18 protein-coding genes are annotated in these 20259 nt (G+C 67.3%); 11 read left to right on the top strand and 7 right to left on the bottom strand.

Annotated elements, in window-relative coordinates; all coding sequences use genetic code 11:
- Positions 1-14: 14 nt before the first annotated feature.
- The 3 genes from A5775_RS24145 to A5775_RS24135 all read right to left on the bottom strand — a co-directional run bounded on the left by A5775_RS24145 (position 15) and on the right by A5775_RS24135 (position 3691).
- Complete coding sequence (locus A5775_RS24145) at positions 15-1352, bottom strand: sensor histidine kinase KdpD (RefSeq protein ID WP_067258363.1); 1338 nt, start codon at positions 1350-1352, stop codon at positions 15-17.
- A gap of 15 nt (positions 1353-1367) precedes the next feature.
- Entirely contained in the window at positions 1368-2078 is a 711-nt protein-coding gene (prrA, locus tag A5775_RS24140) for a two-component system response regulator PrrA (RefSeq protein ID WP_067258360.1), read from the bottom strand.
- A 131-nt stretch (positions 2079-2209) separates the two neighbouring features.
- Positions 2210-3691: a carboxyl transferase domain-containing protein gene (locus A5775_RS24135; protein WP_067258356.1), complete on the bottom strand. Its 1482-nt coding sequence runs from the start codon at positions 3689-3691 to the stop codon at positions 2210-2212.
- A 27-nt stretch (positions 3692-3718) separates the two neighbouring features.
- Here A5775_RS24135 and A5775_RS24130 point away from each other — a divergent pair, with 27 nt between their 5' ends.
- The 8 genes from A5775_RS24130 (at position 3719) to A5775_RS24095 (ending at position 11685) form a co-directional block, all read left to right on the top strand.
- Entirely contained in the window at positions 3719-4450 is a 732-nt protein-coding gene (locus A5775_RS24130; protein ID WP_067258352.1) for an enoyl-CoA hydratase, read from the top strand.
- 6 nt (positions 4451-4456) lie between these two features.
- Positions 4457-5566, top strand: coding sequence for an MBL fold metallo-hydrolase (locus A5775_RS24125; RefSeq protein WP_067258348.1), 1110 nt, complete (start codon positions 4457-4459; stop codon positions 5564-5566).
- A gap of 96 nt (positions 5567-5662) precedes the next feature.
- The gene (locus A5775_RS24120) at positions 5663-7243 is read left to right on the top strand and encodes a serine hydrolase (RefSeq protein WP_067258344.1); all 1581 of its coding nucleotides are present in this window, start codon (positions 5663-5665) and stop codon (positions 7241-7243) included.
- Positions 7240-9627, top strand: a complete 2388-nt coding sequence (locus A5775_RS24115) for a cation-translocating P-type ATPase (protein ID WP_067258341.1) — start codon at positions 7240-7242, stop codon at positions 9625-9627. Before A5775_RS24120 ends, A5775_RS24115 begins: the two co-directional genes overlap by 4 nt.
- A gap of 66 nt (positions 9628-9693) precedes the next feature.
- Positions 9694-9882 carry an antitoxin gene (locus tag A5775_RS24110; protein ID WP_067258336.1) on the top strand — a complete coding sequence of 63 codons (189 nt, stop codon included), beginning with the start codon at positions 9694-9696 and terminating at the stop codon, positions 9880-9882.
- A gap of 3 nt (positions 9883-9885) precedes the next feature.
- The gene (locus A5775_RS24105) at positions 9886-10347 is read left to right on the top strand and encodes an SRPBCC family protein (RefSeq protein WP_067258332.1); all 462 of its coding nucleotides are present in this window, start codon (positions 9886-9888) and stop codon (positions 10345-10347) included.
- Between the two features lie 84 nt (positions 10348-10431).
- The gene (locus tag A5775_RS24100; RefSeq protein ID WP_067258607.1) at positions 10432-11202 is read left to right on the top strand and encodes a VOC family protein; all 771 of its coding nucleotides are present in this window, start codon (positions 10432-10434) and stop codon (positions 11200-11202) included.
- A gap of 48 nt (positions 11203-11250) precedes the next feature.
- Positions 11251-11685 carry a hypothetical protein gene (locus A5775_RS24095; RefSeq protein ID WP_067258329.1) on the top strand — a complete coding sequence of 145 codons (435 nt, stop codon included), beginning with the start codon at positions 11251-11253 and terminating at the stop codon, positions 11683-11685.
- A gap of 4 nt (positions 11686-11689) precedes the next feature.
- Here the strand turns inward: A5775_RS24095 and A5775_RS24090 are convergent, their stop codons facing one another.
- The 3 genes from A5775_RS24090 to A5775_RS24080 are packed head-to-tail and all read right to left on the bottom strand — an operon-like array spanning position 11690 to position 14915.
- A complete protein-coding gene (locus tag A5775_RS24090; RefSeq protein WP_067258326.1) occupies positions 11690-12178 on the bottom strand; it encodes a VOC family protein in 489 nt (162 codons plus the stop codon).
- Positions 12178-13692 (bottom strand): carotenoid oxygenase family protein, encoded by a 1515-nt coding sequence (locus tag A5775_RS24085; protein ID WP_067258322.1) that lies wholly within the window; start codon positions 13690-13692, stop codon positions 12178-12180. Before A5775_RS24085 ends, A5775_RS24090 begins: the two co-directional genes overlap by 1 nt.
- Complete coding sequence (locus A5775_RS24080) at positions 13692-14915, bottom strand: acetyl-CoA acetyltransferase (RefSeq protein ID WP_067258319.1); 1224 nt, start codon at positions 14913-14915, stop codon at positions 13692-13694. The genes A5775_RS24085 and A5775_RS24080 overlap by 1 nt, the downstream gene beginning before the upstream one ends.
- A gap of 830 nt (positions 14916-15745) precedes the next feature.
- Here A5775_RS24080 and A5775_RS24075 point away from each other — a divergent pair.
- Both A5775_RS24075 and A5775_RS24070 read left to right on the top strand, forming a co-directional pair.
- Positions 15746-17275: a DUF4185 domain-containing protein gene (locus A5775_RS24075; RefSeq protein ID WP_067258315.1), complete on the top strand. Its 1530-nt coding sequence runs from the start codon at positions 15746-15748 to the stop codon at positions 17273-17275.
- 47 nt (positions 17276-17322) lie between these two features.
- Complete coding sequence (locus tag A5775_RS24070; RefSeq protein ID WP_067258312.1) at positions 17323-17709, top strand: hypothetical protein; 387 nt, start codon at positions 17323-17325, stop codon at positions 17707-17709.
- 45 nt (positions 17710-17754) lie between these two features.
- On the opposite strand, the gene A5775_RS26340 is transcribed toward A5775_RS24070, so the two are convergent.
- Entirely contained in the window at positions 17755-17970 is a 216-nt protein-coding gene (locus tag A5775_RS26340) for a hypothetical protein (protein ID WP_082953154.1), read from the bottom strand.
- A gap of 1008 nt (positions 17971-18978) precedes the next feature.
- On the opposite strand from A5775_RS26340, the gene A5775_RS24065 reads away from it, so the two are divergent.
- Positions 18979-20217, top strand: a complete 1239-nt coding sequence (locus A5775_RS24065; protein WP_067258308.1) for a PPE family protein — start codon at positions 18979-18981, stop codon at positions 20215-20217.
- Positions 20218-20259 lie beyond the last annotated feature (42 nt).

The raw sequence follows: 20259 nt of genomic DNA, 5'->3' as shown, positions 1-20259 counted from the left end.
GACAGCCAGCGCAGCTAGCTGGGTCCGGGGAGTCGCAGCACCAGCCGCGCACCGCCCAGCGGGCTGCTTTCGAGCTCGGCAGTCCCGCCGTGCAGCTGGGCCTGCTGGGCCACCAACGCCAATCCCAGGCCCGACCCGGAATGGGAGGCCGTCGATCCGCGGGAGAACCGGGCGAACACGACTTGGCGCTCGTCCTCGGGCACGCCGCGTCCGTTGTCGTCGATGGCGATCTGCACGCCGACGCGGGAGCTGACCGCCGACAGCTCGACGCGGGTTGCCCCGCCATGCTTGACGGCATTGGCGATCGCGTTGTCGACGGCAAGGCGCAATCCGGCCGGTAACCCGACGATGATGCAGGTGGGCGAGGGCACCAGCGAGACGTCGAGCCCGGGATAGATCCGGGTGGCGTCGTGGGCGGCGCGGTCGAGCAGCTCGGTGATGTCGACCGGCACGTGATCGTCGGACGTCGACAGTTCGCCCTGGGCCAGCCGCTCGAGGGCGCTCAGCGTGGCCTCGATTCGCGACTGGGTGCGGATGACGTCGCCCAGCACTTCTTTGCGTTGGTCATCCGGCATGTCCAGGGTGGACAGCACTTCGAGGTTGGTACGCATCGCGGTCAGAGGAGTGCGCAGCTCGTGCGAGGACACCGCGGCGAAGTCGCGTGCGGACGCGAGCGCGTCCTTGGTCCGGTCCTGTTCGGTCCAGATGCGCTGCAGCATGCCCCGCATGGCCTCGGCGACCTCGACCGCCTCGGTGGCGCCGCGCACCGCCACCTGCGGCCGTTCGTCGGCGTCGATCGAACGGGCTTGCTGGGCCAGCCGCTTGAACGGCCGCACCGCGAAAGCCGCCAGGAGCCAAGCGAATACGGCCGCCGCGCCGATCGACAGCGCGCAGATCAGGATCACCCGGCGGTGCAGGTTGTTGATTTGGGCGATCGTGTCGTCATAGGTGGCGCCCACCTCCACCGTCGCCGGTTGTGGCGTGCGGACCTCCAGGGTTCGCACTCGATAGCGCACGCCGTTGATATGGGTGTCGGCGTAGCCCTCGGCCAGCGGGGGCAGCGTGACGTCGGAATTGGACTTGACCTCGCCGTCGCGCCGCACGGTGATGACGGTGTCCTGGTCGTTGGGGGCGCGCGGTATCTGGCTGAGCCCGCGCGGCAGGAAGGGGATGGCGAAGCCCGCCGCCTCGTCCAGGCGCCGATCCAGCCGTTCCTTCCAGGCGCTGGTGATGCCGAACCACACGACCGCCCCTGCGATCACCACCACGATCGCGGTGCCGATCGCCGTCGCGACCGCGACCCGGGCACGTAGCGACGGCGTACGGGTCAGGATCCGGGACAGGAAGTTCATGGCCGCTCGACCGGGTTACTGCATGCGCAGTACGAATCCCACGCCGCGCACGGTGTGCAGTAGCCGGGGGCCTCCGTTGGCCTCCAGCTTGCGGCGCAGGTATCCGATGAACACGTCGACGACGTTGGTGTCGGCGGCGAAGTCGTACCCCCACACCAGCTCGAGCAGTTGTGCGCGGGACAGCACCGCGGTCTTGTGTTCGGCCAGCACCGCCAGCAGGTCGAATTCCCGCTTGGTCAGGTCGACGTCGACGCCGTTGACCCGGGCACGCCGGCCCGGGATATCGACTTCCAGCGGCCCCACCGTGATGGTTTCCGACGAGGACGACGCGACGGAGCCCCGGCGGCGCAGCAGCGCCTTGACCCGCGCGACCAATTCGGCCAGCACGAACGGTTTGACCAGGTAATCGTCGGCGCCGGCCTCCAGGCCCGCCACCCGGTCGTCGACCGAGCTGCGGGCAGAGAGCACGCAGACCGGGACGTCGTTGTCCATGGCGCGCAGCGCGGTGACGACGCTGACGCCGTCCAGCACCGGCATGTTGATGTCGAGCACGATCGCGTCCGGCCGGGTCTCGGTGGCGCTGCGCAATGCCTCGGCGCCATCGACCGCGGTCGACACCTCGAATCCGGACAGCCGCAGGCCACGTTCCAGCGACGCGAGCACATCGGAGTCGTCGTCGACGACCAAGACCCGCGGTGAAGTAGCTCCTGTGTCCATGTCGCCCATTTTGCCTGATTGTTGCTTGCGGCTGTGGGAGGCGCGACCTGGGCGCGAGCTGGGCGCCACCTTGGCGCGAGCAGACACAAAGCACCCGACAGGCCGAGGAAAAGGGTGCTTGTGTGTCTGCTCGTGAAAGCTCAGGGCAGACCGATGTTGCGGTAGCGCTGCAACCGGGCTGCCAGCCGCTCGGCGGCGGGGATCCCGCGCAGCGTATGCACCTCCGCGGCGATGGCCCGCGACAATCGCCGCGAGAACTCGACCGGCTCGTCGGCGGCATCGGGGTGTTCCGCGACGACCACGTCGACGATTCCGGACGCCAACAGATCTGCCGACCGAATGCCTTGTGCCGCAGCGAGTTCGGCGGCGTGATCGGTGTCGCGGAAGACGATGGCGCTGGCGCCTTCCGGCGGTAGCGGCGCCAGCCAGCCATGCAACGCGGCCAACACCCGGTCGGCGGGCACCATCGCCAGCGCCGGCCCGCCGCTGCCCTGGCCCAACAGCACCGACACCGTCGGGGTATCCAGCGTCACCAGCTCGGCCAGGCTTTGGGCGATCTGGCCGGCGAGCCCACCCTGTTCAGCCTCGGCCGACAGCGCGGGCCCCGCCGTGTCGATCACCAGCACCAGCGGCAGACGCAACTCGGCGGCCAGCGCCATGCCGCGCCGTGCCTCGCGCAACGACGCTGGGCCTACCGTGCTTGCCCGGCCGCCCGCTATCCGCTGCTGGCCGAGCACCACGACGGGTTGGCCGGCGAATCTGGCCAGCGCCAACAGCGTGGTCGCCGCCTCTCCTCGGCCGGTCCCCGACAACAGCACCTCGTCGGTGGCGCCGTGCCGCAACAGAAGTCCGACGCCGGGCCGGTCGGGCCGCCGCGATGCCACCACGGAGTCCCACGCCGCGACGTCGGGCGTCGGTTCGGGCGGCGGCGGCGCGGGCAGTGGTCCGGCAGGATCGGCGACGACGGTCAACGCGCGGTCCAGCGTGCGGCGCAGCTCGTCGAGCGGGACGACGCCGTCGATCACGCCGTGCCGCTGCAGATTCTCCGCGGTCTGCACGCCCTCGGGAAAGGGCTCGCCATAGAGCAGGTGGTAGACGCGCGGCCCAAGGAATCCGATCAATGCGCCCGGTTCGGCGAGCGTGACATGGCCGAGCGAACCCCACGAGGCGAACACGCCACCGGTGGTCGGGTTGCGCAGATAGACCAGGTAGGGCAGGTGCGCCTGGGTGTGCAGCCGGACGGCCGCCGCGATCTTCACCATCTGCAAAAACGCGACCGTGCCCTCTTGCATGCGGGTGCCCCCGGAGCTCGGCGAGGCCAGCAGCGGCAGACCCTCCGCGGTCGCACGCTCTATCGCGGCGGTGATCCGTTCGGCCGCGGCCACCCCGATCGAGCCGCCCAGAAAGCCGAATTCGGAGACCACCACCGCGACCCGGCGCCCGCCGATGCGCCCTTCGCCGGTCAGCACCGATTCGTCCAGACCCGTAGCGGTCCGAGCGTCAGCCAGCTCTCGCGCGTAGGAGGCGCTGCGCGGCACCGCGAGCGGTTCACCATCCCAGCGGATGAAGGATTTTTCATCCAGCACCGCATCGCGTAGTTGACCAGCCGTGATACGACTCACGTGACGAGGCTATATAGGGTGGCTGCCATGATCGGTGTCAACCAGGCCGAAGCCGTTTTGACCATCGAGTTGCAGCGCCCCGAGCGCCGCAACGCGTTGAACTCCCAGCTCGTCGAGGAGCTGCGCGAGGCCGTGCTGAAGGCCGGCGACGGCGCTACGCGCGCGATCGTGCTCACCGGCCAGGGCACGGTGTTCTGCGCCGGCGCGGACCTGAGCGGTGACGCATTCGCCGCCGACTACCCCGACCGGCTCATCGAGCTGCACAAGGTGTTGGACGCGACCCTCATCCCCGTGATCGGCGCCATCAATGGCCCGGCCATCGGCGCCGGCCTGCAGCTGGCCATGCAATGCGATCTCCGGGTCGTCGCGCCGGACGCCTTCTTCCAGTTTCCGACGTCGAAATACGGTCTGGCCCTTGACAACTGGAGCATCCGACGACTGTCGTCACTGGTCGGTCACGGCCGGGCCCGCGCGATGTTGCTGGCCGCGGAAAGGCTGACAGCCGACGTGGCACTGCAGACCGGCATGGCCAACCGCATCGGCACGCTCGCCGAAGCGCAGGCCTGGGCCGCCGAGATCGCCGGCCTGGCCCCGCTGGCGATCCAGCACGCCAAGCGGGTGCTCAACGACGACGGCGCCATCGAAGAGGCCGGGCCGGTGCACAAGGAGCTCTTCGACAGGGCCTGGAGCAGTCAAGACGTCATCGAAGCCCAGGTCGCCCGCATAGAGAAGCGGCCACCGAAGTTCCAAGGGGCCTGACGAACCATGCGGGGGACGCTACGGCTGGTCGCCGGCACGGCGTCGCTGGCGGGCGGGGGTTGGCTGGTGCGTGCGCTGCACGGTGCACCCGATGCCCTCGGCGCCCACCCCGCTTCGATTGCCGCGGTGGCGGCCGGGTCCCCGCACTATCGCGACGGCGCCTTCGTCAACCTCGAGGCCGCCTCGGAAACCAAGATGGACCGCGAGCAACTGCGGCTCATCGCGTGGGAGCTGGTGGGAAACCGGGGTGGGAGCCGGCCCCGGGGGCCGATTCCGCTGACGGCGCCGGGAGTCTTCGGCTCGGATCCGAGCCGGTTGGCCGTCAGCTGGTTCGGCCACTCCACGGCGCTGCTGGAGATCGACGGCTACCGGGTGCTCACCGATCCGGTGTGGAGCGACCGGTGTTCACCGTCGGACGTCGTCGGGCCGCAGCGGCTGCATCCGCCGCCGATTCAGCTCGAGGGGCTGCCCGCCGTCGACGCGGTGGTGATCAGCCACGACCACTACGACCACCTCGACATCGACACGATCAGGGCGTTGGCCCGCACGCAGCGGTCCCCGTTCTTCGTCCCGCTCGGTGTCGGCGCCCACCTGCGCAGGTGGGGGATACCCGAGCACCGCATCGTCGAGCTCGATTGGCACCAGACCGCAAAGGTCGACGAGCTCACCGTGGGTTGCGTGCCGGCGCGGCATTTTTCGGGACGCTTTCTGGACCGCAATACGACGCTGTGGGCGTCGTGGGTCTTTCTTGGGCCGAACCATCGTGCGTACTTCGGCGGCGACACCGGCTACACCAAGAGCTTCGCGCAGATCGGCGCCGAGCACGGACCGTTCGACCTGACCCTGCTGCCCATCGGGGCGTACAACACGGCCTGGCCCGACGTGCACATGAACCCCGAGGAGGCGGTGCGGGCGCACCTGGATGTCACCGACGGTGGACTGCTGGTGCCGGTGCACTGGGGCACTTTCCGGTTGGCGCCCCACCCGTGGGCGGAGCCGGTCGAGCGGCTGCTCGCCGCTGCGGAGCCCGCGCGGGTGAACGTGGCGGTGCCCGCCCCCGGTCAGCGCATCGATCTCGCGGCCCCGGTGAAATCGAACCCGTGGTGGCAGTTCTGATTCCTGCGGCGCGCATCGTCACCGGGCTGGAGCCCATTGCCCGCCTCCTCCTCGCGCCGCCTGCGGCGCGCATCGTCACCGGGCTAAGGTCGCGCCATGACCAAACGCGCGGCCGCGGCCGCCATCTCGGTACTGCTCGGCTTGACGGGATGCGGCCCTGTGCAGCCGACCGCCGGGCCGTCGTCCACACTGTCTGACGTCCCGCCCAACCAGGTGTCCGGTCTGGCGATTCCCGCCGGCCGCATCGACGATGCCGTCGCCAAGGTCGACGGGCTGGTCGGTGACCTGATGAATAGCACCGGTGTCCCGGGAATGGCGGTCGCCATTGTTCACGGCGGGAAGGTGTTGTACGCCAAGGGGTTCGGCGTCAAGGACGTCGGCAAGGGGCAGGGGCAGGACAACAAGGTCGACGCCGACACCGTCTTCCAGTTGGCCTCGGTGTCCAAGTCGGTGGGTGCGACGGTGATCGCGCACGAGGTCAGCGACAACGTGGTCGCCTGGGACACCCCGGTGGCCTCCAAGCTGCCGTGGTTCACGCTGAGCGATCCCTACGTCACCAGCCACGTGACCATCGCCGACATGTATTCGCATCGCTCCGGGCTGCCCGACCACGCCGGCGACAAACTCGAAGACCTGGGCTACGACCGTCGTCAGACCCTCGAGCGGCTTAGGTACCTGCCGCTGGATCCCTTCCGGATCAGCTACGCCTACACCAACTACGGGATCACCGCCGGTGCGGAGGCGGTGGCGGCCGCGGCGGGCAAATCGTGGGAGGACCTGTCCGACGAGGCGCTCTACCGTCCCCTGGGAATGACGTCGACGAGTTCACGCTTCGCCGATTTCATCGCCCGTCCCAACCATGCGGTCAACCACATCAAGATCGCCGACAAGTGGGAGGCCCGTTTCCAGCGGGACCCGGATCCCCAGTCACCCGCCGGCGGCGTCAGTTCGTCGGTGAACGACATGGGCCGCTGGCTGATGATGTTGCTGAGCAACGGAACTCACAATGGCCAGCGGATCGCCTCGCCGGAAGCCCTGTTGCCCGCCACCAGCCCGCAGATAGTGTCGGCCCCCGCGACGACACCCAAGGCGCGCACCGGGTTTTACGGATACGGCTTCAACGCGTCGGTCGATTCCTCGGGCCGCACCGAATACAGTCATTCCGGCGCTTTCGATTTGGGGGCGGCGACGAACTTCGTGGTGATGCCCGCGGAGGACGTGGGCATCATCGCGCTCACCAACGGCGCGCCCTACGGCATCCCGGAAACGCTGACCGCCGAATTCATGGACCTCGTTCAGTACGGCCAGATCCGCGAGGACTGGGGTCCCTTGTACCAGAAGGCGATCGGCTGGCTGAACAATCCGGTGGGCTCGCTGGTCGGCAAGCAGCCCCCGGCCAACCCCGCACCGGCCAAACCGCTCGGCGACTACGCCGGCGTCTACGCCAGCGACTACTGGGGTCCGGCCGTCGTGACCGAACACGACGGCGCCCTGCACTTGGCGATGGGCCCGAAGAACCGGACGGTCACCCTCACCCATTGGGAGGGCGACACCTTCACCTTCCCGCTGACCGACGAAAACGCCCCACCCGGAACGCTTTCCAAAGCGGTGTTCTCCAATAACACCCTCAACCTCGAGTACTACGACTCCGAGAAGCTGGGGACGTTCGCCCGATGAGCGCATCGGTGATCAAAGGCCTGACCGATGCCGAGGTGGCGCAGCGGGTTGCCGACGGCAAGAGCAACGCCCTACGGAAACGCGCGACGCGCAGCATCCCCGATATCGTGCGGGCCAACGTGTTCACCCGCATCAACGCGATCCTGGGGGTGCTGCTGCTGATCGTGCTGTCAACGGGTTCGCTGATCAACGGAATGTTCGGCCTGTTGATCATCGCCAACAGCGTCGTCGGGATGGTGCAGGAAATCCGGGCCAAGCAGACGCTGGACAAGCTCGCGATCGTGGGTCAGGCGAAACCCTTGGTGCGCAGGCAATCCGGGACGCAGGCGGTGTCACCCGAAGAGGTGGTGCTCGACGACATCATCGAGCTCGGCCCCGGCGATCAGGTCGTCGTCGACGGAGAGATCGTCGAAGAGGCGAACCTGGAAGTCGACGAGTCGCTGCTGACCGGCGAGGCCGACCCGATCGCCAAAGCCGTTGGCGACGCGGTGATGTCGGGCAGTTTCGTCGTCGCGGGCACCGGCGCCTACCGGGCCACCAAGGTCGGCCCGGACGCCTACGCGGCCAAGCTGGCCGAGGAAGCCAGCAAGTTCACGTTGGTGAAATCCGAACTCCGCAACGGCATCAACCGCATCCTGCAGTTCATCACCTACCTGCTGGTGCCGGCCGGCCTGCTGACGATCTACACCCAGCTGTTCACCACGCACGCGGGCTGGCGGGAGTCCGTGTTGCGGACGGTGGGTGCCCTGGTGCCGATGGTGCCCGAAGGACTGGTGCTGCTGACGTCGGTCGCGTTCGCGGTCGGGGTGGTCCGGCTCGGCCAGCGCCGCTGCCTGGTGCAGGAGCTGCCCGCCATCGAGGGTCTCGCGCGGGTCGACGTGGTCTGCGCCGACAAGACGGGCACCCTGACCGAAAGCGGTATGCGGGTCGCGCGGGTCGACGAGCTCGACGTGGCCGGCCAGCCTGACCGGATCGCCGACGTGCTGGCCTCGTTAGCCGCAGCCGACCCGCGACCCAACGCGAGCATGCGCGCGATCGCCGAGACCTATCACGAGGCCCCCGGCTGGACCGCCACGGCGACAGCACCTTTCAAGTCGGCGACCAAGTGGAGTGGCGTGTCCTTCGAGGGCCACGGCAACTGGGTGATCGGGGCGCCCGACGTGCTGCTCGAGCCGGCGTCGGCGGCGGCCGAGCAGGCCGAGCGAATCGGGGCGCAAGGGTTGCGGGTCCTGTTGGTGGGCGCCGGTGACGTGGCCGTCGATCACCCGAACGCGCCGGGCGACGTCACCCCGGTCGCGCTCGTGGTCCTGGAACAGAAGGTCCGTCCCGACGCCCGTGAGACGCTGGATTACTTTGCTGATCAAGGTGTTTCGGTCAAAGTGTTGTCCGGGGACAACGCCGTCTCGGTCGGCGCCGTCGCGGACGAGCTCGGGCTGCATGGCCAGACGATGGACGCGCGCCAACTGCCCTCAGAACCCGCGCAATTGGCCGACACGCTGGACACCCACACCACCTTCGGCCGGGTGCGGCCGGACCAGAAACGCGCCGTTGTGCACGCCCTGCAATCGCGTGGGCACACCGTCGCGATGACCGGCGATGGCGTCAACGACGTGCTGGCCCTCAAGGATGCCGATATCGGTGTCGCGATGGGCGCCGGCAGCCCGGCTTCCCGCGCCGTTTCGCAGATCGTCTTGCTGGACAACAGGTTCGCCACGCTACCGTACGTCGTCGGCGAGGGACGGCGGGTGATCGGCAACATCGAACGGGTCGCCAACCTGTTCCTGACCAAGACGGTGTATTCGGTGCTGCTGGCGTTGTTGGTGGGCATCGAATGCCTGTTTTCCAAAGCGCTGAAGGCCGATCCGTTGCTGTATCCGTTCCAGCCGATCCACGTCACCATCGCGGCGTGGTTCACCATCGGAATACCGTCGTTCATCCTGTCGCTGGCGCCCAACAACGAACGCGCCGAGCCGGGGTTCGTGCGCCGAGTGCTGAGCTCGGCACTGCCGGGCGGGCTGATCGTCGGGACGGCGACCTTCGCCTCGTACCTGGTCGCTTACCCCGGTCGTCACGCCAGCTTCCAGCAACAGGATCAGGCGTCGACGGCGGCCCTGATCACCTTGCTGATGACGGCGCTGTGGGTGCTCGCGGTGGTCGCACGTCCCTACGAGTGGTGGCGGGTGGCGCTCGTAATCGCTTCGGGCCTGGCCTATGTGGTGATCTTCAGCCTCCCACTGGCCCGCAAGCAGTTCCTGCTGGATCCGTCGGACGTCACGGTGACCTCGACCGCGCTGGGAATCGGTCTGCTGGGCGCCGCCGCGGTCGAGGCCATGTGGTGGATCCGGGCCAGAATGCTGGGTGTACAGCCGCGGCTGTGGCGCTGACCACAGCGAACTCACCGGCAGCCGGTTTCAGCGGACAAGTACGATGCCGAGGAAAAAGGAGGGCGCATGGGATTCCTGGACAAGGCCAAGGATCTGTTGTCGCAGAACGCCGACAAGGTCGAGATGGCCATCGACAAGGCGGGCGAGTTCGTCGACGAGAAGACGCAGGGCAAGTACTCCGACACCATCCACCAGGTGCAGGAGCAGGCGAAGAAGGCCACCGGTGAGCCGGACGCGGGCGACCAGCAGAACTGAGCCATGGCCAAGCTTTCCGGATCCATCGATGTCCCGCTGCCACCCGAGGTGGCCTGGCAGCACGCCTCCGACCTGTCCCGGTACAAGGATTGGCTGACCATCCACCGGGTGTGGCGCAGCACATTGCCCGACGAGATCGAAAAGGGCACGGTCGTCGAGTCGATCGTTGAGGTCAAGGGCATGCACAACCGGATCAGATGGACGGTGGTGCGCTACAAGCCGCCCGAGGGCATGACGCTCGACGGCGACGGTGTCGGCGGGGTCAAGGTCAAGCTGATGGCCAAGATCGCGCCCAATGGGGACGGCTCCATCGTCAGCTTCGACGTGCACCTCGGCGGCCCGGCGCTGTTCGGCCCCATCGGCATGATCGTCGCCGCCGCCTTGCGTGGCGATATCAACCAGTCGCTGAAGAACTTCGTCGCGGTGTTCACCGGATCCGACCCGAGCACCAATGGGCATCGCTGATGGTCGGCGCCGATGAGTTTCCGACTCGGTAGCAGTCGATAGTGTGAACCCCTTTTTCCGGGGACACACCACCAGGAGGTGACCATGCCTATCCGTGACAGCGCCCCACTGGGGGCTCCATGCTGGATCGATCTGACCACATCCAACGTCGCCCGCGCCCAGCAGTTCTACGGCACGGTCTTCGGCTGGACGTTCGAATCCGCCGGGCCCGAGTACGGCGGATACGTCAACGCCGCCAAGGACGGCCATCCGGTCGCCGGCATCATGGCCAATCGGCCCGGTGCCGAGTCTCCGGACCGCTGGGTCACCTACTTCCACACCGCCGACATCCAGACCACGCTGTCCGCGGTCACCGGGGCCGGCGGTTCGGTGTGCATGGCGATGGAGGTGCCCGCCAAGGGCCACATGGGCCTGGCGACCGACCCTGCCGGCGGGATGTTCGGCTTGTGGCAGCCGCTGGAGCACCGCGGTTTCGAGCTCATCGGGGCGGCGGGCTCGCCGGTCTGGCACCAGCTGACCACGCGCGACTACGGTGCGGCCCTCGACTTCTATCGCGACGTCCTCGGCTGGCAGACCCAGCCCGTGTCCGACACCGACGAATTCCGCTACACCACAGCGCGGTTCGGCGACGAGCAATTACTCGGCGTGATGGACGGCGCCTCATTGTTGCCGCAGGGCGTCCCGTCGAACTGGGTGATCTTCTTCGGCGCCGAGGACGTCGACAAGACCCTGCGGCTCATCGCCGACAACGGCGGCACGGTGGTGCGCGACGCCGAGGACACTCCGTATGGCCGGCTGGCCGCCGCGAGCGATCCGACGGGCGCCCCCTTCAACCTGTCCTCGTTGCAGACCTGACGCCTCGGATGCCGCGGGACGGCATCGGAGTCGGTTAACCTCGCTACCATGACTCGCCGACTGCGACCGGGTTGGCTGGTGGCGCTTTGCGCCGTGGTGGTTTCGGCCAGCGCGTGGCTGCCGTGGCTGAGGACGGCAGTCAACGGTGGGGGCTGGGCCAACGCCATCGGAGGCGCCCACGGGAACTTGGAACTGCCCGCCGGGTTCGGGGCCGGCCAGCTCATCGTGTTGCTGGCGTCGACGCTGCTGGTGGCCGGCGCAATGGTGGGTCGTGGCTTGTCGGTGAGGCTCGCTTCGGTTGCCGCGCTGGTGATTTCATTGCTCATCGTGGCGCTGACGGTGTGGTACTACAAGCTCAACGTCAACCCGCCGGTGTCGGCCGAATACGGCCTCTACGTCGGCGCGGGAGGGGCGGTCTGCGCCGTGGCGTGCTCCATCGCGGCCGTGATCGCGGCGTTGGCCTCCGGGCGGTCGGGGCGCTGAACCGTCAGGGCGACGGGAACTCGTGCTTTCCCGAAGCGGCGCTGTTGTCGGGTTCGTTGACGCCGAACACGAAGGGCGCGAACACGATTTCGCGCCCGTCCGGGTCGCGGTAGGTCGCCGCGCCCGTCGCCGCCCAGTAGGGATGCTGATCCACGGGCTCGACGCCCGCGGCGAGTAGGCGGGCCAGGGCCGCCTGCTGCCCCTGGTGGTCGGGAAAATACAGGCAGAGCTGTTCGTGGTGGTCCACCGCGACGGCCTCGACGGCCTCCACGATTTCCATGGTGAGGTTCCAGCTGGGTAACCCGAAGATCGCGCCGTTGCTGCCGTAGCTGTCCTCGAACGTTTCGTAGAGCGGCAGCCCTACCAGATCGCGGTAAAACCGCACCGTGTCAGCGAAGTGCGAGGAGCGTCGCGCGAAGCGGATGGCACCGATCGGGGCCAACTGCAGCGGCCAATGCGTGGCGCGGTGATGTTTTGGTTTGTCGTCGCTCATCACAGTCCGATCGCATCCGCGGCCGACTCGGCCGTTCCCCAGCGCCGCAACTCCGAACCGGCCGCCCAGGTCGAGTGGGTGCCGCTGGAAATCCGTTCCGGCAGCGGGAGTTTGCACACCGGCCCGTCGCCCACGCGGGCGGCGTCGAACACCAGGCAATACGAGGCGTCGGTGTTCATGTCGGTGGTGAGGGTGACCAGGTAGCCGTCGTCTTCGGTGACACCGCCGAGGCGCGGTGCCATCGCGGTCTCGCTGCCGAAGACGCCGTCCCCGAACGAGAACCCTTCCTCGGTTCCGGTGAGCAGGTCGTGTTTGACCAAGCCGTCGAACAAGAACCAGCCGGGTTTCCCGGTGGCGGCATAGGCGTAGCGGTAGTCGACGGCCGCGTGGTCGGGGTTGATCGTCCCGAACTCGGTGATCGATTCCGAGAGCTGCTCTTCTCTCACTGCGCCGGTGACCAGGTTGAAACGCCACCGATGCAGCCGAGCCTGCAGGCGATCCAGGGCCAGGAATCGAAACAGCTTGTCCCACTTGGTTCCGCCAGCGTCCAGCGGGGAGGGATCGCCTTCGAAGAAGCCGTCCAGGACGATCTCGTCGCCATCCTCGTAGGCGTTGGTGAAATGCAGCACGAACGTGGGATCGGCCTCGAACCACCGAATGTCACCGCTTCCGCCGCGGCGCGGGATCACCGCGAACCGCGACGGAATGTCGGGATAGAAGCACGGCAGGTGCACATCGTGTTCGAGCAGCTGCGGATCCCAGAACAACGGGAAATCGTTGAGAATGACGTAGTTTTCGGTGAACGCCATGTCGTGGGGGAGCCGTGGCCCGGGGAGCGGGATGTCGACGTAGTGGGTCAGCTCTTTGCGCTCGTCGACGACCCCGTAATGCATGTACGGGGCTTGCTTGCTGTAGTTGAAGAAGAGAAGTTCACCGGTCTTGTTGTCTACCTTGGGATGTGCGGACACGCCCCACTCGCCGGGAAAGCGCCCGTGCCACGACTCCTTGCCGAGCGTGTCGGCCGAGTATGGGTCGATTCGGTACAGGTCGCCGCACTGGTAGAAACTGGTCAGCGCGATGCCGCGGTGCACGATGACGTCCGTGCTGGACGCGTCCTTCATCCTGGTACGTGCGCCCCACCCTTGCCGGCGTTGGGCAAGTTGCACGGGCTCAGCCAGACCCGGCCACAGCGGTCCGCCGGCCTCGTTCTCGGCCAGCCACCCGTCGGTGCGGATAAAACGGTTGCGGTAGAAGGCCTTTCCGTCACGAAAGCCAACCACGTGCACCATACCGTCCCCGTCGAACGGGTGATAGGTCTTCAGCGCGGGATGCAACGGGTTCTCGGTGTTACGCAGGTAGACCCCGTCCAGATCGCGCGGGATTTCACCCTCGACGGCGACAAGATCGTCGGCGTCCCATTCGGTGGTTTGCGGCCGCCATGGTCCCGTCCGGTAGGGGTGGTCGTCGTCCTCGGGCAGGGTGGACAGGAACTTGCCGACGATCTCCACATCCATCATCGGTTACCTTGGCTGACAACGAAACTCACGGTGGTGGCGGTGCTGCCGCCGAAATTGAGGGTGCCGAAGGTGTGCGCGCCGTCGATCTGATAGTCGCCGGCGGTGCCGCTCACCTGCCTGGCGGCGTCGAGCAACATCCGCACCCCGGAGGCGCCCACCGGATGCCCGCCGCCGATCAGCCCGCCGCTGGGGTTGATCGGCAGCCGGCCTCCGATCTCGATCTCGCCGTTTTCGATCGCCTTCCAAGACTCGCCCGGGCCGGTCAGGCCGATGTGGTCGATGGCCAGGTACTCGCTGGGGGTGAAGCAGTCGTGGACCTCGAACCCGTCGATGCCGTCGAGGCTGCACCGGGCGCGCCGCAGCGCGTCGAGCACCGCGGCGCGCACATGCGGCAGCACGTACGGATCGTCAACGGCGCGGTCCAGTTTCTGCCGCAGACCCAGCCCGACGGTGCGATGCCCCCAGCCGTCGATGCGGCCGACCGGGCGTGCACCGGGGTGATCGCGCAGATAGGCGTCGTTGACGAGCACCAATCCCGCGCCGCCGTCGGTCATTTGGCTGCAGTCGAAGCGTCGCAGCCGGCCCTCGGTGATCGGGTTGGCCGCATCGTCGTCGGTGATCGGGTCGGGTACGGACCAGCCGCGGGTCTGGGCCTTGGGGTTGCGCCGGGCGTTGGCGAAGTTGAGCTGGGCGATGGCCCGCAGGTGCGCGTCGTCCAATCCGTAGCGCCGGTCGTATTCGTCGGCAACCTCGGCGAACATGGACGGCCACAGGTACCGCGCGCCGGCGCCCTCGTGACCTGTCCACGCCGCCGCCCCCAGATGCTGGGCGGCGGCGTCGCCGGGCACCGTTTTCTCCAGCTCGATCCCCACCACCAGCGCGGTGTCGTAAGCGCCGGATCGCAGATCGGCCATCGCCGCCAGTGCCGCCACGCTGCCCGACGCGCACGCGGCTTCGTGGCGCGTCGCCGGGGTGTCCCAGAGGCCGTCGCACACCGTGGCCGGCATCGCCCCGAGGTGGCCCTGGCTTGCGAACATCTCGCCGAAGGCATTGCCGACGTGCACCACTCCGACGTCGGCGGCGTCGATCTTGGCCGAGGCCAGCGTGGCGTTGACGACCTCGGCGGTCAACGCGGCGAAGTCATGGCCTTCCTTGGTGAGATTGCGAGCGAAATCGCTTTGGTAACCGCCGAGAATCCACACACCGGACGAGCCCGCCATACGCCGACGGTACTCCGGGACGTGCGGGTTGTTGAGGCCTATCGGCGGGCCGGCGCCGGCTTGCGCCAATCCCTGGGAGGGCCGAAAAGGACGGCCCCGTCGGCTCTCGGGCTGAACCGACGGGACCTAGGCGGGCGCGAAGGCCGGCCGACGCACTCGCCTACTGTTGGATCATTTCCCCCGAGGGGTGCCGACAAACATGTGGCCTCAATCACTTTGACGCCTGGCGGCCGACGGCACCCGGCCCGGTTAACGACGATGCACCTCTTGCGGGTGTGCGCCGAGCCCCGAAGGCACCGCCGGCTGGAAGCCTGAGCTGGGGCGATGCGATGGGGTTGTCCCGACGCGCAGTGCTTGTGACAACGAGGGGTCAAGCCACATTGTGCGTCGCACCGGGTGGCGGCGTAAGCCGAATTGCGCATTCGCCGGGATTCGTTTGGCGGCCGTCCAGCAAAGCAGCCGAGACCTTTGGCGGTGGCTGGCGTCAACCTCAGTGAGACCGGCGGTCGCTTGTCAGGGTTGCCCGGCTCGTCGCGACCGGACGACATCCGTGGGTCGGGCGGCTGCGGTTCATCGTGACATCGCGTGGGTCGCCCCCCTGCCGAGGCAACTCCCCGGATGGCAAAGCAAAAAAACCGCTCGAGCACACCGTATCGGCCATCAGCTAATTGCGGGAGACCGCGATTCGGCGGCGGCTCGGTGCGTTGCGACACGGTCACGGATGCATACCTATCGGCTCATCGCTGGTCACATCTGTCCCGCAGATCACTATCGTCACATGAGCCAACTATGGACGTCGATGCGGTGTCCTACCCCTCGAAAGGTGTTACATGTCGGCGATTCTTCGAAGTGTGTCGCTATCGATGGCGTCGGCGGCCGCTATCGGATTCGTCCTCGTGGTGGGGCCCGCGCCTACCGCGAACGCAACGCCGTGCGGCGCTCCCGAAGCGAACGTCGAACCTCCTGCCGCGCAGCCGGCCATGCCCGCGCCTCAGCCTGTCGTCCAGCCGCCGACCGGGCGCAGGCCCACTCACACGAATGACCAGGCGCCGTTGCCGAGGCTGGGTCCGCTGATCTCTTCGTTGCTCAAGCCGGCGACACCGGGGCAGCGCTACTCGGCACCCGTCCACCCGCGGGCCGAGGGGCCGACGCCCGGACCCGGCCCCTCCGCGCCGCTGCAACAGCAAGCCGAAGTGTTGCCGCCGGGACCCAACCCGCCCGCGGTCCCGCAACCGCCGAATGCCAACCCGCTGCGGCCGAACGCCGCCCCGATGCCCCAGCCGCAACCCGAGCCGGGACCGCCCCCTCCTTCGATCGCGGGCGCCCCGACGTCCCTCGTGGACTGGGTGACCGGACCCGACGGACCCAACAAAACTCTGCAACGTTTTGGTATCTCCGGCACCGACCTCGGGATTGCCTGGGACAACGGCGATCCCGTCAACCGTCAGGTGCTGATGGCCTTCGGTGACACCTTCGGCTACTGCAAGGTGCACGGCCAGCAGTGGCGCTACAACACCCTGTTCCGCAGCAACGATCGCGACCTGTCCAAGGGAATCCACATCGCCGACGGCGTGCCGAACGACAAGTATTCCGGTTCGCCGGTATGGGCGCCCGGACTTTCCAAACAGGTCGTCAACACCATCCACAAGGCCGCGCACGAGACGGGAATCATCCCGACCGGGGCGATGTCGATGGGCAGAACGCAGTACATGAGCTACATGTCCATCCGCCAGTGGGGCCGTGACGGCGAATGGTCGACGAACTATTCGGCAATCGCGCGGTCCAACGACAACGGCCAGAACTGGGGGATCTTCCCCACCACGATTCGCACGGCCTCCGCGGATGCCATTCCGGGAGCAGGGTTTACGCCTGGAAACGAGAATTTCCAGATGGGCGCGTTCTTGAAGGGTAAGGACGGTTACCTCTACCAGTTCGGGACGCCGTCGGGACGTGGCGGCGCGGCATTCCTGTCGCGCGTTCCACCGAATCAATTGCCCGACCTGACCAAGTACCAATACTGGAACGGCGACAACGGCGGGCATTGGGTGGCGAACAATCCCGGCGCGGCGACGCCGATCTTCCCGGCGCCGGTGGGCGAGATGTCGGCCCAGTACAACAGCTACCTCAAGCAATATCTGGTGCTCTACACCGACGGCGGCAGCAACGACGTCATCGCGCGGACCGCGCCGGCACCGCAGGGGCCATGGAGTCCCCCGCAACCGCTGGTGTCCTCGTTCCAAATGCCCGGCGGCATCTATGCGCCGATGATCCATCCCTGGTCGTCGGGACGGGACCTCTACTTCAACCTGTCGCTGTGGTCGGCATACGACGTGATGCTGATGCACACCGTGTTGCCGTAAAAACGTCGCCGTCGAAGATACGATGGTCTGGTGAGAGGAGGGCGACGATGATCGCCTTGGAGTATCACGACAACTGTTGCGGCCTCGCTGATCCGCTCACTCCTCTCGCCGCGGCGGCGCTACCCGATGGCGTGCCTACCTCGTCGGCGGGCGAACTCCCCCGGCGGGAGGACGCTGACGGTGTGGATGCCCACACGGTGTTCGATGGGCACCGCCCGGATTACTGGACCGTCGGCAGGCCGGGGCTCCGAGACATCGAGGTGTGTATCGAGAGCGCCCGCGCGGACGGCGCCATCAGCTTGGGGCTGGTGGTCAACGGTCTGGATTGCAGCGGGCTCCCCATTGACCAGGCGCTTTCGCTCGCAGACGCCCGGGGGGATGCGGGCGTCTGCGGCGTCAGCTGCCGGGGAGGCGGACACCTCAAAGCCAGTTGATCAGCGACTGACGGGATTTCGCGGAGCGAGGTCACGCGGTATCGGCTACGGGGGCAGCGGAATCCACCGCTTGCCATCCGTAGTCCATCCACACGGCAGGTAGTTCCAGTGCGCCGGCGGTTCGAAATCGAAACTCAGGCACTTCGGCCCAAGGACCGTGGGGCCAGGCGGCGGGGGCTGCGGCGGGTTCTCAGCGTGTGCGATCGCCCCGCTGAGCATCAAAGCCCCAACGGCCATCAGTGTGGCGACCAGCTTCCGCATCGCAGGCTCGGCAAGTGCTATGCCGCAACGAAGCGACGGTCGCTACGTTTCTTCCCCTACACGCACGGTATCGATGGTAGTCCGCATTTCTGCGCTTTGTGGGACTTGATCGCTTCGCCTCGAGCCAACCAAGGGGCGGCCGAGGGACGCCGATACGCTCGGCCACACCGGTGCCGGTTCATCCGTCGGCGACCCGCGCCAGATCCGGTTCTGGCAACCGCTGCGGAGTGATCAGGGCGAACCAGCGTCCGCGCAAGGTCCCACTTGCGGCGCAGACCTAATCCCTGGCCGAGGCGTCACAAAAAATAAAGTACGATTGTGATCTGTACTCAGCTGGTTGGGAGAGGCTGTTGTGGCATAACCGCCGCGCAAGTGTTGGCACTGCGATGAGGGTTCCCGATGGGGGTTCCTCTTTGTTCTCAGCGCTGAACACGTGTGGGATCACCTCCCGCGGCGGCGCACGTCACGCCCCTACAAAAAATCGTCAGCCGGCGCGGGTTCGGTCGTGCCTCGCAACGCTCATGGCTGAGCAAACGCGTCAAGATAGCTGGCGCTCTATCGAAGTCATCGCCAATAGGCACAATCGCCGCGTCGAGTCCTATCTGCAGCGTCGGCGGCACCGCCCGTGGCGCAACCGGGGTTCCTAGCCTTCGAGCCTTCATGTCGACGACGATCGGCGCTGCTTCGCCCCGCCGATGATGCACAGCACAGCGGCGAAAATGTTAGCCCACTAGCAAATTCGCACCGTAGCAACGTATCTGGTCGCGGCATCGGCACAATCATGTCGGCTCTGCTGTGGGATGCATGTGCCGGTCGTTGAATCAACCTGCGCTACAACACTAACGGCACACCGCCGATGCCGCAGCGGATCACCGCTCCGACGATCTGGCCAAGCTGCGTGGCGACAGGATGCGATTTCAGAAGTTCGGTTTATCAAATCAATCAGGCGATGCGGCGGTCGACTCACGTTGCCCTTGAGTGTCGCGTTCTGAGTTATGAGGTATAGCAATGGATTTCGGAGCCTTGCCGCCGGAGGTCAACTCCGGTCGAATGTACTCTGGTCCCGGGTCGGGGCCGATGCTGGCCGCCGCGGCGTCGTGGGACGGGCTGGCAGCTCAGTTGCACTCCGCGGCGGCATCTTACGAGTCGGTGATCTCGAACCTGACCGGCGGTTGGCGGGGTCCTTCGTCGGGCATGATGGCGGCCGCGGCGGCGCCGTATGCGGCATGGATGAGCGCGACCGCCGCGCAAGCCGAGCAAACCGCCAATCAGGCGAGAGCGGCGGTGGTCGCGTACGAGGCGGCGTTCCTCGCAACGGTGCCGCCACCGGTCATCGCGGCCAATCGTGCGCAGTTGATGGGGTTGATCGCCACCAATTTTCTGGGTCAGAACACCCCGGCGATCATGGCCACCGAGGCCCAGTACGCCGAGATGTGGGCCCAGGACGCGGCGGCGATGTACGGCTACGCCGGTTCGTCGGCGGCCGCCGCACAGGTGACGCCGTTCGCCCCGCCGCCCCGAAGCACCAACCCGGCCGGAACCGCGGGGCAGGCCGCCGCCGTCGCGCAGGCTACCGGCGGTTCGGCTGCGACGAACACGGAATCGGCACTGCCGCAACTGATGTCGGCGGTGCCCCAATCGCTGCAGGTCCTGACCGCGCCTAGCGCCGCTGCCGCGGCCGATCCACCGTCGCTGCTGTCCGCATTCGACTCGGCGCTCACGGGTCCACTGGGTCCGGTGTCGCTGTTCGGCATCGGTGGAAGCCCGTATCTGCTGGGCGTCGAAAACTACCTGGTGCCCCAGAACGTGGCGAATGTGAACAGCGCCGGGCAGAGGCTGGACCGGGACCGGTCGACGCTGAGCCGGCTCGGGGGCGGGGCCGATTCCGGGACGCGGGTGGTGAGCTCACCCGGGCCCGGTGGAGCCGGAATGTCAACGGGGGTGGGTCGTGCCGGCGTGGTCGGACGTTTGTCGGTGCCGCAGGCATGGACCGCTGCCGCCCCGGAAATCCGCCCGGTCGCGGTGGTATTGCCGCAAACGACTCTCGTCGGCGCACCGGCGGCCCTCGCGGCGGATGGACAGGGAACGATGTTCGGCAACATGGCCGCGTCGGGCCTGGCCGGGCGTGCCATGTCCGCGACTGGGACGGGCCCTGCACGCGCGATGGGCTTCGGCAGCACTGCTTTCGGGCGGTCTGCGACCACGGCCACCATCATCGTCATCAACGCCGACGACACGCAGGATTAGCCGCATTTTCACCACACCGCTTTTCGCGAAAATTAAGGAATA

Origin of the sequence: Mycobacterium sp. 852002-10029_SCH5224772, from assembly GCF_001667315.1 — a bacterium.
GTDB lineage: Bacteria > Actinomycetota > Actinomycetes > Mycobacteriales > Mycobacteriaceae > Mycobacterium.
The sequence above is the reverse complement of the archived record's forward strand: the minus strand, read 5'-3'. Positions and strand labels throughout refer to the sequence as shown.

What these genes read in the sequence shown, in the direction of transcription:
- A5775_RS26340 (WP_082953154.1), bottom strand. Translation starts at nt 17,970, where the DNA reads ATGCGGAAGCTGGTCGCCACACTGATGGCCGTTGGGGCTTTGATGCTC.
- A5775_RS24110 (WP_067258336.1), top strand. Translation starts at nt 9,694, where the DNA reads ATGGGATTCCTGGACAAGGCCAAGGATCTGTTGTCGCAGAACGCCGAC.
- A5775_RS24095 (WP_067258329.1), top strand. Translation starts at nt 11,251, where the DNA reads ATGACTCGCCGACTGCGACCGGGTTGGCTGGTGGCGCTTTGCGCCGTG.
- A5775_RS24100 (WP_067258607.1), top strand. Translation starts at nt 10,432, where the DNA reads ATGCCTATCCGTGACAGCGCCCCACTGGGGGCTCCATGCTGGATCGAT.
- A5775_RS24080 (WP_067258319.1), bottom strand. Translation starts at nt 14,915, where the DNA reads ATGGCGGGCTCGTCCGGTGTGTGGATTCTCGGCGGTTACCAAAGCGAT.
- A5775_RS24090 (WP_067258326.1), bottom strand. Translation starts at nt 12,178, where the DNA reads ATGAGCGACGACAAACCAAAACATCACCGCGCCACGCATTGGCCGCTG.
- A5775_RS24130 (WP_067258352.1), top strand. Translation starts at nt 3,719, where the DNA reads ATGATCGGTGTCAACCAGGCCGAAGCCGTTTTGACCATCGAGTTGCAG.
- A5775_RS24105 (WP_067258332.1), top strand. Translation starts at nt 9,886, where the DNA reads ATGGCCAAGCTTTCCGGATCCATCGATGTCCCGCTGCCACCCGAGGTG.
- A5775_RS24125 (WP_067258348.1), top strand. Translation starts at nt 4,457, where the DNA reads ATGCGGGGGACGCTACGGCTGGTCGCCGGCACGGCGTCGCTGGCGGGC.
- prrA (WP_067258360.1), bottom strand. Translation starts at nt 2,078, where the DNA reads ATGGGCGACATGGACACAGGAGCTACTTCACCGCGGGTCTTGGTCGTC.
- A5775_RS24085 (WP_067258322.1), bottom strand. Translation starts at nt 13,692, where the DNA reads ATGGATGTGGAGATCGTCGGCAAGTTCCTGTCCACCCTGCCCGAGGAC.
- A5775_RS24075 (WP_067258315.1), top strand. Translation starts at nt 15,746, where the DNA reads ATGTCGGCGATTCTTCGAAGTGTGTCGCTATCGATGGCGTCGGCGGCC.
- A5775_RS24115 (WP_067258341.1), top strand. Translation starts at nt 7,240, where the DNA reads ATGAGCGCATCGGTGATCAAAGGCCTGACCGATGCCGAGGTGGCGCAG.
- A5775_RS24070 (WP_067258312.1), top strand. Translation starts at nt 17,323, where the DNA reads ATGATCGCCTTGGAGTATCACGACAACTGTTGCGGCCTCGCTGATCCG.
- A5775_RS24145 (WP_067258363.1), bottom strand. Translation starts at nt 1,352, where the DNA reads ATGAACTTCCTGTCCCGGATCCTGACCCGTACGCCGTCGCTACGTGCC.
- A5775_RS24120 (WP_067258344.1), top strand. Translation starts at nt 5,663, where the DNA reads ATGACCAAACGCGCGGCCGCGGCCGCCATCTCGGTACTGCTCGGCTTG.
- A5775_RS24065 (WP_067258308.1), top strand. Translation starts at nt 18,979, where the DNA reads ATGGATTTCGGAGCCTTGCCGCCGGAGGTCAACTCCGGTCGAATGTAC.